This is a genomic window from Exiguobacterium sp. TDN 0502, from assembly GCF_050846835.1.
Taxonomy (GTDB): Bacteria; Bacillota; Bacilli; order Exiguobacteriales; family Exiguobacteriaceae; genus Exiguobacterium_A.
In genome coordinates, this window is the sequence record NZ_JBOZGJ010000013.1 from 35965 (window position 1) to 49863 (window position 13899).

At 47.4% G+C, this 13899-nt stretch carries 16 protein-coding genes; 10 read left to right on the forward strand and 6 right to left on the reverse strand.

All coding sequences use genetic code 11. The features are described from left to right. Positions 1 to 26 precede the first annotated feature (26 nt). The 4 genes from ACRPK8_RS12805 to ACRPK8_RS12820 all read left to right on the forward strand — a co-directional run bounded on the left by ACRPK8_RS12805 (position 27) and on the right by ACRPK8_RS12820 (position 1842). Positions 27 to 188, forward strand: coding sequence for a CxxH/CxxC protein (locus ACRPK8_RS12805; RefSeq protein WP_432238557.1), 162 nt, complete (start codon positions 27 to 29; stop codon positions 186 to 188). Between the two features lie 72 nt (positions 189 to 260). Next, a complete protein-coding gene (gene rlmH / locus ACRPK8_RS12810) occupies positions 261 to 740 on the forward strand; it encodes a 23S rRNA (pseudouridine(1915)-N(3))-methyltransferase RlmH (RefSeq protein ID WP_432238558.1) in 480 nt (159 codons plus the stop codon). Positions 741 to 882: 142 nt separating this feature from the next. Further along, positions 883 to 1188: a hypothetical protein gene (locus ACRPK8_RS12815; protein WP_432238559.1), complete on the forward strand. Its 306-nt coding sequence runs from the start codon at positions 883 to 885 to the stop codon at positions 1186 to 1188. Positions 1189 to 1368: 180 nt separating this feature from the next. After that, positions 1369 to 1842, forward strand: coding sequence for a GNAT family N-acetyltransferase (locus tag ACRPK8_RS12820; RefSeq protein WP_432238560.1), 474 nt, complete (start codon positions 1369 to 1371; stop codon positions 1840 to 1842). Position 1843: 1 nt separating this feature from the next. On the opposite strand, the gene ACRPK8_RS12825 is transcribed toward ACRPK8_RS12820, so the two are convergent. Then, positions 1844 to 2218, reverse strand: coding sequence for a hypothetical protein (locus ACRPK8_RS12825; RefSeq protein ID WP_432238561.1), 375 nt, complete (start codon positions 2216 to 2218; stop codon positions 1844 to 1846). A gap of 27 nt (positions 2219 to 2245) precedes the next feature. Further along, complete coding sequence (locus tag ACRPK8_RS12830) at positions 2246 to 2398, reverse strand: hypothetical protein (RefSeq protein ID WP_432238562.1); 153 nt, start codon at positions 2396 to 2398, stop codon at positions 2246 to 2248. A 435-nt stretch (positions 2399 to 2833) separates the two neighbouring features. Here ACRPK8_RS12830 and ACRPK8_RS12835 point away from each other — a divergent pair, with 435 nt between their 5' ends. Next, the gene (locus ACRPK8_RS12835) at positions 2834 to 3343 is read left to right on the forward strand and encodes a hypothetical protein (RefSeq protein ID WP_432238563.1); all 510 of its coding nucleotides are present in this window, start codon (positions 2834 to 2836) and stop codon (positions 3341 to 3343) included. Between the two features lie 137 nt (positions 3344 to 3480). After that, positions 3481 to 4074, forward strand: coding sequence for a DUF4230 domain-containing protein (locus ACRPK8_RS12840; protein ID WP_432238564.1), 594 nt, complete (start codon positions 3481 to 3483; stop codon positions 4072 to 4074). Between the two features lie 97 nt (positions 4075 to 4171). On the opposite strand, the gene ACRPK8_RS12845 is transcribed toward ACRPK8_RS12840, so the two are convergent. Both ACRPK8_RS12845 and ACRPK8_RS12850 read right to left on the reverse strand, forming a co-directional pair. Next, positions 4172 to 4411, reverse strand: a complete 240-nt coding sequence (locus ACRPK8_RS12845) for a hypothetical protein (RefSeq protein ID WP_432238565.1) — start codon at positions 4409 to 4411, stop codon at positions 4172 to 4174. A 15-nt stretch (positions 4412 to 4426) separates the two neighbouring features. Continuing rightward, positions 4427 to 5047, reverse strand: coding sequence for an HNH endonuclease family protein (locus ACRPK8_RS12850; protein ID WP_029343013.1), 621 nt, complete (start codon positions 5045 to 5047; stop codon positions 4427 to 4429). A gap of 271 nt (positions 5048 to 5318) precedes the next feature. On the opposite strand from ACRPK8_RS12850, the gene ACRPK8_RS12855 reads away from it, so the two are divergent. From ACRPK8_RS12855 to ACRPK8_RS12870, 4 genes are all read left to right on the forward strand, one after another. Next, the gene (locus ACRPK8_RS12855) at positions 5319 to 6506 is read left to right on the forward strand and encodes a DUF4317 domain-containing protein (RefSeq protein WP_035395462.1); all 1188 of its coding nucleotides are present in this window, start codon (positions 5319 to 5321) and stop codon (positions 6504 to 6506) included. Between the two features lie 191 nt (positions 6507 to 6697). Next, positions 6698 to 7762 (forward strand): alpha/beta hydrolase, encoded by a 1065-nt coding sequence (locus tag ACRPK8_RS12860; RefSeq protein WP_432238566.1) that lies wholly within the window; start codon positions 6698 to 6700, stop codon positions 7760 to 7762. A 16-nt stretch (positions 7763 to 7778) separates the two neighbouring features. Continuing rightward, positions 7779 to 10538 (forward strand): glycoside hydrolase family 3 protein, encoded by a 2760-nt coding sequence (locus tag ACRPK8_RS12865; RefSeq protein ID WP_432238567.1) that lies wholly within the window; start codon positions 7779 to 7781, stop codon positions 10536 to 10538. A gap of 31 nt (positions 10539 to 10569) precedes the next feature. Continuing rightward, on the forward strand, positions 10570 to 11091 hold the full coding sequence (locus ACRPK8_RS12870) for an SF0329 family protein (protein WP_432238568.1): 522 nt from the start codon (positions 10570 to 10572) through the stop codon (positions 11089 to 11091). A gap of 46 nt (positions 11092 to 11137) precedes the next feature. Here ACRPK8_RS12870 and ACRPK8_RS12875 read toward each other — a convergent pair whose 3' ends face one another. Both ACRPK8_RS12875 and ACRPK8_RS12880 read right to left on the reverse strand, forming a co-directional pair. Next, on the reverse strand, positions 11138 to 12133 hold the full coding sequence (locus ACRPK8_RS12875) for a tRNA dihydrouridine synthase (protein WP_432238569.1): 996 nt from the start codon (positions 12131 to 12133) through the stop codon (positions 11138 to 11140). A 113-nt stretch (positions 12134 to 12246) separates the two neighbouring features. After that, positions 12247 to 13848, reverse strand: coding sequence for an FMN-binding glutamate synthase family protein (locus ACRPK8_RS12880; RefSeq protein WP_432238570.1), 1602 nt, complete (start codon positions 13846 to 13848; stop codon positions 12247 to 12249). Between the last annotated feature and the right edge of the window lie 51 nt (positions 13849 to 13899).

Consider the following 13899-nt stretch of genomic DNA (forward strand, 5'->3'; position numbering starts at 1 on the left):
GGATAAGTGAAAGGAGGAGACAACCTGTGGATAAGTACGTCTGTTTAGAACATGTCGAGCTCGCACTTGACGAAATCGTAGATGAAACAGAACAATACCCGATTCTCAATCAGCTAAATCCAGAAAAAAACATCACCTGTGAATACTGCGAGGCACCGGCAACATATCTTGTGTCAAGCAAAAAATAAATATCAACATGTGGATTTGTGGATAACTCTGTGGATAACTCCTGAATTTTCTGTCAGAAAGCGAGAAAAAAGATGCAAATTACCATTATTACGGTCGGAAAGCTAAAAGAGAAGTATTTGAAGCAAGGCATCGCCGAATATACGAAACGTCTCGGCGCCTACTGTTCGATCCAAGAAATCGAGGTCGCGGACGAAAAGGCACCGGAGCAGTTGAGTGAAGCGGAGATGGGGCAAGTGAAGAAAAAAGAGGGCGAACGGATTTTAGCGAAGATCGGACCGGATGTTCACGTCCTCGCACTTGCTATCGAAGGAAAACAACGGACGAGCGAACAGTTTGCAAAAGAACTCGATCAACTCGCGACATACGGCAAGAGTAAAATTGCCTTCGTCATTGGTGGCTCGCTCGGTCTCGCACCAGAAGTGATGCAGCGTGCGAATGATACAATCTCGTTTTCCAAGATGACATTCCCGCATCAATTGATGAAGATGATTCTCTGTGAACAGATTTATCGGGCGTACCGGATTAATCGGAATGAGCCGTATCATAAGTAAACGTATAAATATCATTCTGAAGTGTCAAAGCACATCCTACATGTCTTTGACGCTTTTTTCTATAAGTTAACGTTTCAATTAATCAAAAGGACATGAAAATTATGGAGGTGGAGAACAGATAGGAGTTTGGGGAGTAGCGATATTGTCTGATGACATAGCAGAAGATATTAGTTTTAGATATAAGGATTTATTAGGCGACAACTTTACGAATGAAGAAGCAACGAAAGTTGTTATTGAAGAATATCTGGATGAGATAGACGATGAAAAGATTACAGCTTTTTGGTTATCTTTTGCCTTAATACAATGGAAATTAGAAAGACTTCAAGATCAAGTGAAAAGTGAGGCATTACATATCATTGAGAGTGGTGTTGACCTTAATCGTTGGGAAGAAGATCCTAAATTGAAAAAAAAACGCAAGCAGATGGAGAGTTATTATTTGATAAAGTAGCTGTTTATCCTGCAGGAAAAAGAGATGATTCAGCCAAACGTATAAAAGTGATAGCAGAAAATGTATCGATAAAATTAGAGACGGGAACTCCGTATACTTTATTAACGTGGAAAGACTTAAATGAACACTTAACTTGGAATCGTTATGTAGATTAAATATTAGAAATGAATGGAGGACATAATGATTATTCATGTCATTGAAGAAACACGTTGTCAGATTAAAGCCTTTTTGACTGAGCACTGGGGCAGTTCGCAAATGGTAACGTCGACAGGTGTTCATGATTGTAGTCTGTTGGATGGATTTTATGTCACGAACGATGATCATGAAATCATGGGACTGATCACCTATTATATTACTTCACAGACATGCGAAATCATTTCACTGGATAGTCTTGAAGAAGGCAAAGGAATCGGTTCACGGTTGATGCAAGCGGTAGAAGAAAGAGCAGCACAGCAACAATGTAAGTTGCTGACACTTTTTACGACGAATGATAATGAGCATGCAATGCGTTTCTATCAACATCGGGAATATACAATATCGAAAGTGATTCCGAATGCCGTGGAACTTGCACGCAAAATAAAACCGGAAATCCCGTTGTACAACGAAAAGGGAGTTCCGATTAAAGACGAAATCGTTTTGATCAAACATCTATAAGTTACTCATTCACTGTTGATGTTAGAACTTGTAAGTAGTCCGTTTCATTCTTGAACTGTTCATTCACGATCAAATCCGGTGAAATCAAATAGGTTCCGGCATATTCACCGTGCGTAATCTTAAAGTAGCATGTCTTAGGTGCGAGTAGACTTTTCGATTGATGAATCTGCTCTCGTGATAGTGGCGTCCAACCTGATTGATCTTGTGAATTAGCAAAAGAGACAACAATCGATTGATCCGCTTGAATCAATACCACGAGGTCTTTTTCTTGTAAACGCAATGGATTGACGTGAGCAAGGATTGGGTTGGCAGACTTGGCGATAAACCCGCCAATCATATCGTGTGACTGCTGTTCATTTATGAATTGTTGAATCATAATTATCCTCCTGACTGGATCTATGGATTATTCCGACTTTTCTTTCGTGATGATACCGATACCACAACCAAACAGCATGATGATGCCCGTAACGAGTAATGCAGGCACGTGACTCTCTAATGTCATGTAAAGACCTGCACCGCTTAAGATGACGCCAGTTGGAATCAAAACGTTTCGCATGAGCTATACCTCCCTAAACGGATAATGACGTTGTTTTCACTATACCGGATAGAACGTCAGATAAAACGCATGATTTAGTAAATAATGCCAATCAGATTTTGAATATGCAAAACGAAGAACAGACGCTGTTTATTACTTGGACAACGTCTGTTTTTATTTTGTTTGCTTGAGTACGTTGACGATCATCTGATGAATGACGTCATGACTTAATAATCGCTTAATAACGCATACACGTATAGGCAACCATTTCTATCGGATTTTAGTGTGCAATTGAAGAAACAGGATAGCATAAAGCAGTCCGGATACGCTTTTAAAAATCCTGAGATACTTCTTATTGATATTTAAAAATAAAAGATATTACGGATAACTAACTTTTTGCATCTAATAATAAAAAGGATTGTAAATTTAAGGAATGAAACCGATAATCATTAAGAGATGCCATCTTTTGTTAGTATAGAAATTAATTTAAGAATCGGGGGAAACAACGTGTTACCTATTTCTAATTCAGAGTTAGACCGTATTAAAGCAGAGTGTCATTCAATGGTTAATAAAAGAGCGTCGGCTTCAGCCGCAGCCGCAGTCGTGCCTATTCCCGGAGCAGACGTCGGAGCAGATGTTGTCATTATGATGGAGCTACTTCCGGCAATTAATCGGAAATTTGGATTATCTCCTGAGCAGATTGATCAGCTCGATTCTGAAATAAAAGGAAGACTCGCAATCATTATTTCTTCAGTCGGTAGCGAATTGGTTGGGAAGTATATTACAAAAACAGTAGTTGCACAATTACTAAAAAGAATGGGTGCCAAAATGGCAATTAAACAGGTTACAAAGTACGTTCCCTTTGTAGGACAGGCCGTTTCAGCCGGAATTAGTTTTGGTGCAATGAAGTATTTGGGAAATTCACATATCGAAGAATGTTATGCAGTATGTAAAAGAGCTATGTAATCTAGTGAATAGCAAGAAGTTATGAATGGAGGAGGTGATGTGATTACTGTGGATCATATCACCTCTTTTTAACTAGAGTGTAGATATATTCTTTATACTCGAAATTTAATGATACACATGTAAGGAGACTTTTAAAGATGAAAAAATTCGTTATGAACATGTTGGTCATTTTTGTGATCATAGGAATAGTCGGTGCCGGAGCCGTTTTCTATTTTAAACCTTCTCTCTTTTCTACAACTAAAAGTTCTGATACCGCTCTAGTAAAGGAACGATTAGTCGAATTGTCCGAATGGACTACTTTAAAATATGAATATAGCAAGGTCATAGTCAGTCGAAGCAGTAAAAAGGTACCGTTCACCGACATGAAGCTAGTAGAGGCAATCAAACTAATTGAATATGATGGTTATTTAAAAGCGGGAACGGATCTCTCAAAATTACAGTTATCTTATGACGAAACAGCGAAGCAATTATACGTTAAGGTTCCGAATGCGACGATCCTTGATAATGTAGCGGATACAGATACAGCCAAGGTAACGGATGTCAAAGGGAATATTTTTTCTGATTATCAATCCCAGCAGATTTTTGATGACATCAACAAAGAAAAAAGGAAAATTGAAGAGAAAAAAATTCAGCAAGGTTTTCTAAAAGCGGCAGATGTACGCATACAAAAATTATTAACCTCTTTCCTTAAAACCAATGGGTACAACGATGTGACGATTGAATTTTACTGAATGAATGACAAGAGATGATCATGTATAATGATTGTCTACAATCTGAAAAATAAAGCCAGGACGAATGTTTTCACATTCTTGTCCTGGCTTTATTTTTTCAGTAGCGTTCGAGCACTGTCACTAACATCTGATGGATGACGTCATGATCCCGAACGTCATGGACACGATAACTGCCAGGTAACGTATAGACGTCTATCGCCCCGACATAAGCAATCTTCAGTTCCAACGTTCCGTCTTCCTGACAGGTCGTCCGGAGTTCGAGTTCACCGCTGATGACACCGACTTCTTTCGTCATCACACCATGTGTGGCGGTAAAGGTAGAGGTTTTCGTTTCCATCGAATCGACTCCTTTTTAGTATGTACATGTGTTCAACATCGTCTGTAGGGCCGTTTTTTCACTCGATTGTAAGCTGAGGTTCCAGCGGCTCTTTGTATTGATCCACATCTTCGAGTAGGCACAGCTCGCACCTGCCCGTGTCGGCTTCCATGTCGACGGATCCTGGTCCCCTTTTGAACGGTTCGAGCTTGCAGAAACAGCGATTAATTGCGGACCTGTTAAATCGTTTGCGAACGCTTGACGTGTCGTCGTCGTCCAGCTGCTTGCTCCTGAGCGCCATGCTTCCGCAAGCGGTACGACGTGATCGATGTCGAGGTCAGACGGGTTCGTGAATGTCAGTCCGTCATAGTAACTATACCAAGAACCGGATGTGACGGGGCACGATCCGACATATGAATCGGCGTCACGTTTTAAGACGACTTGTCGTGTATCACAACCGCCTCCTTGACTGCTCCAGTGCGGGAACAAATCACGCGAATAACCGGTCATGCTGCCTTCTGTTTTAACCGTTAAGGCATCTAGTTGAGACTGGGCCGTCGCTTTCGACGAGATCCCTGAGGGTAGTGCGGAAACAGATGTCGTATCGAACTGGAAAGCGGTCAGGCAGACGAGCGTGGTGATGACGATGGACTTGATGGCTTTGAACACGTGTCATTCCTCCTATGTATGAGACGAGATGATGTGAAGACACCCTTCACATTTTTTAGTATGGCATGACTCATTTAGGAGAAAATGAATATCGTGTAAATGTTATTAAAATTAAACTTTTGTCATTATATAGAAGGGTCTGATGTTAGGATTTAGGGTGTTTAAAGCTAGTCAAATTCTTCGAAAAGATGTCGGGTGATCTCGCATATGGTACGCTTTTCAGGAGGCAGGATTTTAATGATTCGAGGAGCTGGTATGCATGAATAAAAAAGACATCGCCGACATCCGTCGTCACTTCAAGATGGATGCCGATTTACTGAAAATCCATGAAATCTACAACGTCTATATCCGAAAAGAGACGAGTGAAATCTATCATGAGGAAGCCCGACCGTTTCCGTTGCTTGATCCGGAGCAACAGGAACTGTTCCTCGCGAACTTCAAGAAGGTACTAGGTGGAAAACTCGACGTCAAGCTGTTCGAGGTCAAGTTCACGCATCCGGAAGAAGGAGAGACGGGTCATACGCAGCAGCTTCTTTATGAAGGACTCTATGCGGAAGAGCCGGAGGACTGGGTCGAACAGATGCAGACGATGGCGCTGAAGATGGTTCAGGACGTCCAGTATGAGAATGATCTCGTCGTCACGTTCATTCGCGGGCAATACTATAAAACGACGAAACGCCAAGCGGATGAGACAGAGATTGATCCGAATGACGACGTCTATACGACACCATTCATTCTCGGTAGCCTGAACTTAACGGAGTTACCGAAACAATCGCTCGTCTTTGATTTTGTCGAACGCGAATTCAAGTCGAACTTATTCATCAATCCGGTCATCAAACTGGCATCGCCAATCGGTGGATTCCTCTTCCCGACCTTCACCGACAATGCAGCAGACGTCAATCACGTCTTGTATGCGGCGGGTAAGCCGAATAAACCGGATTTCGGCTTCCTTGAGAACGTCTTGAACGGTCAACCGATCGTCACAGCCGATGAAGATAAAGCGATTTTCGAGGAGATCGTCAAATCGGTCGTTGGTGAATCGATGGATACGAAGACGTTAGCTGGTGTCTATGAAAACATCAATCAGTTGATCGTCGTCGAAGAGGATCAAGATGAGGAAGAAGTACCGATGCTCGACGTCCAGGAAGTCGAGCGTGTCCTCAAGGCGAGTGGTGTCGAAGACGTCAGCACGGAGCAGGTCGAACGGGCGTTCAAGACGGTCGTCGACGATCCGACGTACGAGATGAAGGCGAGTAACATCGTTCCGAACTATGAAGCGAAATCGATTAAAATCAATACGAAGGTCGCAAACATCGCAATCAGTCCGCAAGACTTGAAGTACGTCAAACAGGTCAACTACCAAGGCAAACGCTGCCTGTTGATCGAGGTTGAGGAAGACACGGTCATCGATGGCTTTACGATCGTTTCACAAGAACAATTACGATGAGGATCAGCGCAGGCGACTGCGCTGATTTTTTTAGGTGAAATATTTGCTTCTCCTGTCAAAGACAGGTATATTGTGATGTAAGCGGTCTCTTTTTTGAAAAAGAGGCATTCGAAATTTTTTTAACCGTTACCGAAAGCGCTTTCGATAGCAGTTTAACCAGAAAGGAAGCGATCCATTTGTCTACCGCATCGATGCAAGATTTGCTACGAACGTTACGAAATTGTTCATCGATTCATCAAGACGGACTTGAAATCGTCGATAAGCCAATTCCCGACGTCTCGATTCCGGGAACACTTGATCCGCGTGTCCGTGAGGTCGTTCTCACGCAGCGTCCATCGGTCTCAATTCCAGAAGGGGCGTCGCCAGTCGACATGGCGCGTGCCGGCATGGGCTGGGACAACGAAGACGTGACGACTCGGCAAATCTCAACGGATGTCCTTGCGATTTCAAGACCCGGTACCACGATCGAAGCACGGTTGTATCGTCCGGAAGCGGCGCGTCCACTCCCGCTCGTCGTCTATTTCCACGGCGGTGGTTTTTTCGGGGGTACACTCGAGACGGTCGAGAACCCTTGTAAGGCATTAGCCGATAAAGGGAACGTCGCCGTCTTGTCGGTTGGTTATCGATTGGCGCCAGAGCATCCGTTTCCGACAGGGCTCGAGGATTGTCATGCAGCGATCGATTGGGCAGTCGAACACGCTGATCGACTTGGGATTGATCCAGGTGCGATCGCTGTCGCCGGTGATAGTGCCGGTGGGAACTTGGCGACGGTCTGTTGTTTGCTCGACCGCGAGCGTCCGACACCGTATATCCGCTATCAAGTCTTGTATTATCCGGTCGTCAATGTCGGTGAACATCCGAATTCGGAATATGACTGGACGCTTGAGGCGTACGACCGGCAAACGGAACCGCAGTTACTCGAACAAATCATTCTCGCGCTGCAAGATGAAGAAGGTGTCCTCGAAGAGTGGTACGTTCAAGCAAGTGACTCGACGGATCGACGGATTTCACCGTTGTTCGCGACACTCGACGATTTACCAGAGGCACTCGTCATTACGGGAGAGTTTGATTACTTACGTCTTGAAGGAGAAGCATATGCGAAAAAGCTCGCGCGTGCTGGCGTCAAGACCCGCTATCTCCAGTACCGCGGGATGGAACATGCTTTTCTCGATAAACTCGGTCTGTATCCGCAAGCCGAAGATAGCTTAGATGAAATCGCGAAGGACTTAAAACGACTTTTTTCTCAAACTAACTAACAAAGGTGGATGGCGCATGACATACACGCTCGATTGGCAAGCCTATACCAAACTCGCACGACAAACCGTTGCGGAAGGAGCGGTCCTCTTACAAAACGATGGTGTACTCCCGTTGCAACCCGCATCGACGGTCGCAGTCTTCGGACGTAATCAGTTCAACTACTATAAAAGTGGCACAGGATCAGGCGGAATGGTCAACGTTACGAACGTCGTCAGTCCGCTCGACATGCTACGCGAAGACGTGACACTGAATACGGACGTCCTCAAGGCGTATGAAACATGGCTTGAAGACCATCCGTTTGACCAAGGGGAAGGCTGGGCGGCCGAGCCGTGGTCGCAAGAAGAGATGTCGCTTGACACGACACTCGTTCAGAAAGCAGCGCTTGACTCCGACGTTGCTTTGATCATGATCGGTCGTACGGCTGGGGAAGACCGCGATAATACAGCGGATCCAGGGAGTTATTTTTTAACGAAGACGGAACAGGAGATACTCCGACTCGTGACGACACACTTCAAACAAACTGTCGTCGTTTTGAACGTTGGGAACATCATCGATATGCGCTGGGTCGAAGAGACGACGCCAAGTGCTGTCCTCTATGCGTGGCAAGGGGGAATGGAAGGAGGAACCGGACTGAGTGATCTCTTACTCGGACGCATCTCACCGTCCGGAAAACTACCGGATACGATCGTCCGTTCACTCGACGATTACCCGTCAACACCACACTTCGGTCATGCCGATCGTGCGTTGTATCAAGAAGACATCTATGTCGGGTACCGTTACTTCGAGACATTTGCACCGGAAGCAGTCTTGTATCCGTTCGGCTACGGATTATCGTACACGTCGTTCGATCTTGCGACAGACGTGACGACGTCAGCTGATGCCTGGACGATTACAGCGACGGTGACGAATACCGGACAGACAGCCGGGAAGGAAGTCGTACAAGGATACCTCGAGAAACCACAAGGACAACTCGGGAACCCGACGCGTCAACTCGTGACGTTCGGCAAGACAAAAGAACTTGCACCGGGCGAGCAAGAGATCCTCACGCTCGTCGTACCATTCACCTCGTTTGCGAGTTATGACGATAGTGGCGTTACCGGGCATAAGTCGTCTTATGTCGTCGAACCCGGCACGTATCAGCTCTATCTCGGAACGGATGTCCGGTCGGCGGTTCTGGTCGCAAGCCATTCCGTCGAAACGCTTGACGTCACGGATGTCTTAACGGAGAACATGGCACCGGTGACGGCGTTTGAACGTATCAAACCACAAGCGACCGAAACGGGATATACGGTGACGTATGAAGCGACACCACTGCGGACGATCGATCCGGAACAACGCCGTCAACAGGAGCGTCCCGTTGAACGGACGCAGACGGAAGACGCTGGATGGAAATTACGCGACGTTAAAGAAGAGCGGGTCACGCTTGAGACGTTCCTCGATCAATTGACGGATGCGGATCTCGCAGCAATCGTCCGGGGGGAAGGGATGAACTCACCGCGTGTTACACCAGGAACGGCGGGTGCTTTCGGCGGCGTGACGACAGAACTCGAAGCACTCGGTATTCCAGCAGGCTGCTGTGCAGATGGTCCGTCCGGAATCCGGATGGATATCGGAACGAAAGCCTTCTCGTTACCGAACGGGACGTTGCTGGCCTCGACGTTCAACACGACGTTGATCGCGGATCTATTTGAGATGACGGGTCTTGAGTTACGGAAGAACGAAATTGATACATTGCTTGGACCCGGGATGAACCTTCACCGTCATCCACTCAACGGACGGAACTTCGAGTATTTCTCGGAAGATTCGTATCTGACTGGAAAAATGGCCGTAGCGCAGCTTGACGGGATGCATCGTGTGGGTGTGACGGGAACGTTGAAACACTTCAGTGCCAACAACCAAGAGTTCCACCGACACGATCTAGATTCAATCGTATCAGAACGGGCGTTACGTGAGTTGTACCTGAAAGGATTCGAGATGGCCGTCAAAGACGGGAAAGCATACTCGATCATGACGACGTATGGTGCCGTCAATGGGATCTGGACTGCCGGCTTGTACGATCAAAACACACGCATCTTGCGCGATGAGTGGGGCTTTGACGGAATCGTCATGACGGACTGGTGGGCGAAAATCAACGCCGAAGGTTTGGAAGCAAACCGTCAACAAACGGCGACGATGGTCCGTTCGCAAAACGACCTCTACATGGTCGTCGGCGAACCAGGAACGAATCCGTTCGAGGATGATACGTTGACGGCTCTTGCCGACGGGACACTTCGACGCTCCGAGTTACTGCGGAGTGCAGCGAACATCTGTCAGTTCCTGCTACGGTCACCAGTCATGGATCGTGTAATGGGAACCGCGACATCGATTGATGTCCTCGGGGCACCGGTCGAAGAAGAGACACTCGAAGAGCAAGCGGTCTCGCACCAGCGTCTCGTCAGTGGGGATGCCTTCCCGTTAACGGATGTTGCGACGACGACAGGCAGCAGTCACGTCTTCGCTGTCACGGCGGAAGAGACAGGAATGTACCAGGTCACGTTGACGGCACGTTCGAATGCCGGTGAACTGGCGCAAATGCCGGTGACGTTGTTTGCGAACAACATGCCGGTTGCGACCTTTACCTTCAACGGAACGAACGGCGAGTGGGTCAGCCAGACGAAGGACGTCTTCGTCTTCAACCCGCACAACTATTTGAAGCTCTACTTTGCACTCGGTGGTCTTGAGTTAAAAGAGTTGACGTTTACGCTTGCGGAATCGTTTCATATGAAGAACGGCTAATCACATTAGCCGGACGAAAAGGACGGATCGCTTGCAGTTTTCCATCATCAAAAAACGGGTTGAGCAACTGCTCGCCCCGTCGTTACAAGGACGAGTCGCTTTTCACGCCGCTGTCTACCGGATTCAAAACGGTCCTAGTCGCGTCTGGGTGACGTTTGACGGGGAAGAGATTCTCGAAGCAGACGACTTTCACTTCGAACGAGAAGTCGATCGGCGTTATGCATTACAAGCTACACAATTACCGGAAAGACCCAATGGATCGTTTCAAGAAGTATGGCAGTCCGACTGGTTGAAGCAGTCGCATGCGTTATCGGCTGAAATCGAACGACAGGTCAAACAAGACGGGTATCTAGCGAACTATGAGATGCAACAAGATTTGTTAGAGTATCCAAATCTTGCGTTTGAACAAGCGCTCGTTTATCCACATCCTTTCATCCGCGGCATCGCGCGGCTCGATCGACGACTCGGCAAACGACGTTTCTTGTTACTGACACATGCTTCAGATTTTGAACAATGGTGTGCGCGTACACGTCAAACAATCGAACGCTGGTGACACGAAAAAAGCACGCTTCCTCAAAAAGAGGAGGCGTGCTTTACTATTAGATCGAAAACGAGTTGACCTCGTGAATGCCTTCTTCTTCAACGAAAGCGTCGAGTAAAGCACGCACTTCGTCCGTTGAGTTCGTCTCCATCAATTTGACACGCAGTTCACTCGCACCACGGAATCCGCGGACGTAAATCTTGAAAAACCGGCGTAATGGTTTGAAGAGACGTGGCTCGAATTGAGCCGAGTAGTAATCGTGTAGATCGAGCTGCAGGCGTAACAAATCGAGGAGTTCTTGGCTCGAATGGTCTTTTTTCTCGACTTCGAACGCAAACGGGTTGTGGAAGATTCCGCGTCCGATCATGACGCCGTCGACACCGTATTTCTCGACGAGTTCAAGACCGTGTTGGCGATCGTTGATATCCCCGTTGATCGTCAGTAACGTCTGTGGTGCAATCTCATCGCGTAACTTCTTGATTTCCGGAATCAATTCGAAGTGTGCTGGAACAGCGCTCATCTCTTTACGTGTCCGGAGGTGAATCGAGAGGTTGGCGATATCTTGTTCGAGGATGTGGCGCAACCAATCCTGCCACTCTTCGACCTTCGTGTAGCCGAGACGTGTCTTGACGCTGACCGGAAGACCGCCTGCTTTTGCAGCTTGGATCAATTCAGCCGCCACTTCCGGACGATTGATCAGACCGGAGCCTTTTCCGTTAACAGCAACGTTATGGACGGGACAGCCCATGTTGATGTCAATCCCGCTGAAGCCCATCTCGGCCATGCCGATGCTCATTTCGCGGAAATATTCTGGTTTGTCGCCCCAAATGTGAGCGACCATTGGTTGTTCGTCTTCCGTGAACTCAAGACGTCCGCGGACGCTCTGTTTGCCTTTCGGATGACAATAGCTTTCTGTATTCGTAAATTCCGTGAAGAAGACGTCCGGACGCGCCGCTTTTGCGACGACGTGACGGAAGACGACATCGGTGACGTCTTCCATCGGTGCCAAGACGAAAAATGGTCGTGGAAGGTCCTGCCAAAAGTTCTTTTTCATAGTATATTAAACCCTTTCCTTAAGGTAATGCACATGTGCGGTTAAAGAATTTCATCAACTATACACTTTAAGCGCTCTGGCTAAAAAGTGCAAGTGAGTGCTATTCGTTACCGTTAGGAAAGAGAGCGATCGACCACATGCCGTGCCATCCAGTCCGGTCCCGGAATCAGGTGACCGGCTTCGTCCTTATAGATGACGTGTTCCGGGCGAAGTTCTGTCGGGGAATAGAGTCCAGCCGCCGCTGTCAGATTATAGAGACCTTGTCGTAACGAGACGATGTAGTTCGTCACGCGGAAGCTTTTTTCGTCGACGATCAGCGCCTTTTGGAGCTTCGGATCAGTCGTCGCGACACCGACCGGACAGTGGTTCGTATGACAGACTTGCGCTTGGATACAGCCGACATTAAACATTAGACCCCGTGCGATATTGACGAAGTCGGCACCGAGGGCGAGAGCAATCGCAATTTTATCGGCACTGATCAGCTTGCCGGATGCGAACACTTTGACTTTGTCGCGTAAACCCGCTTCCGTCAGCAGTTGATGGACGAACGGTAAGGCGGAAAAGAGTGGCAGACCGGCAGCATCGGCGAGTTCCTGGAACGTCGCCCCTGTACCGCCTTCGCCACCGTCGACCGTCATGAAGTCCGGGTGACGTCCGGATTCTTTCATATAAGCAATCAATTGGCGCATGTCTTCAAGATTACCGACGACAACTTTGATCCCGACCGGTTTGCCGCCGACTTCGCGCAAACGCTCAACCCAGTCGAGCATCTTCTCGGGCGTCCCGAATTCATTGAAACGGTTCGGGCTATCAATGCCGACACCGGCTTTGACCTTCCGGACGGCGGCGATCTCTTCCGTGACTTTAGAAGCTTCCAGGTGACCCCCGCGTGTTTTAGCACCTTGGGCAAGTTTTAATTCGAAGGCTTTGACTTGAGGAATTTCACTTTTTTTCTGGAATTCATCAAACGAAAAATCACCATCTTCGGTCCGGACTCCGAACAGACCAGGACCAATCTGGCAGATGATATCGACGTCCCCTTTGAGGTGAAAGTCGGACAATCCGCCTTCTCCGGTATTCATCCAGCTGCCTTTGGCACGCCCCAGCCCGATCGATAGCGCAGTGATGGCACGGTCACCCAGTGCCCCGAAGCTCATCGCTGACTGACCGATTAGTCCTTGGGTTTGATAAGGATGCCGACATGTCGTTGCACCGATGACTGGTGCATCTTCTTTTTGCAACAGAAAAGGAGAAATCTGTTTTGCGACAAGATGTTCTTTTCGTGTAAACAGCTCATCCCGGTCAATTTGATAGATGTGTGTATCGACGCGATCCGACTGATCGATCCGTAATTCCTGACGATTCGTCGGAAAGAGTGCGTTTTGGATATAAAAGCCGGCTTCCTGGAAATCGCGTTCCGATCCGAATCCGAGCAGCCGGCTTTGGTATTTACCGGAAAGGACGGCAGCTTTGTAATCATTACGGGAGAAAGGCTTCCCTTCATTGTTGTTAAGGAATAAGTATTGGCGGAGTTCCGGCCCCATGTTTTCAAGGATGTAGCGCATCTTTCCGAGAACAGGAAAATTTCGCAGGACAGCATGTTCTTGTTGCCGGCGATCGGCACGCCAAACATGCCAAAGAAGAAGCGGTGGGACTAAAATGATCAACAGCGCAATGGCGAGCAGGATGAAGAGGACGATCGTATCGATGGACATCAGAATTCCTTCTTTCCCTTAGATTCGTGGTATGTAAGTTGATACCACTGA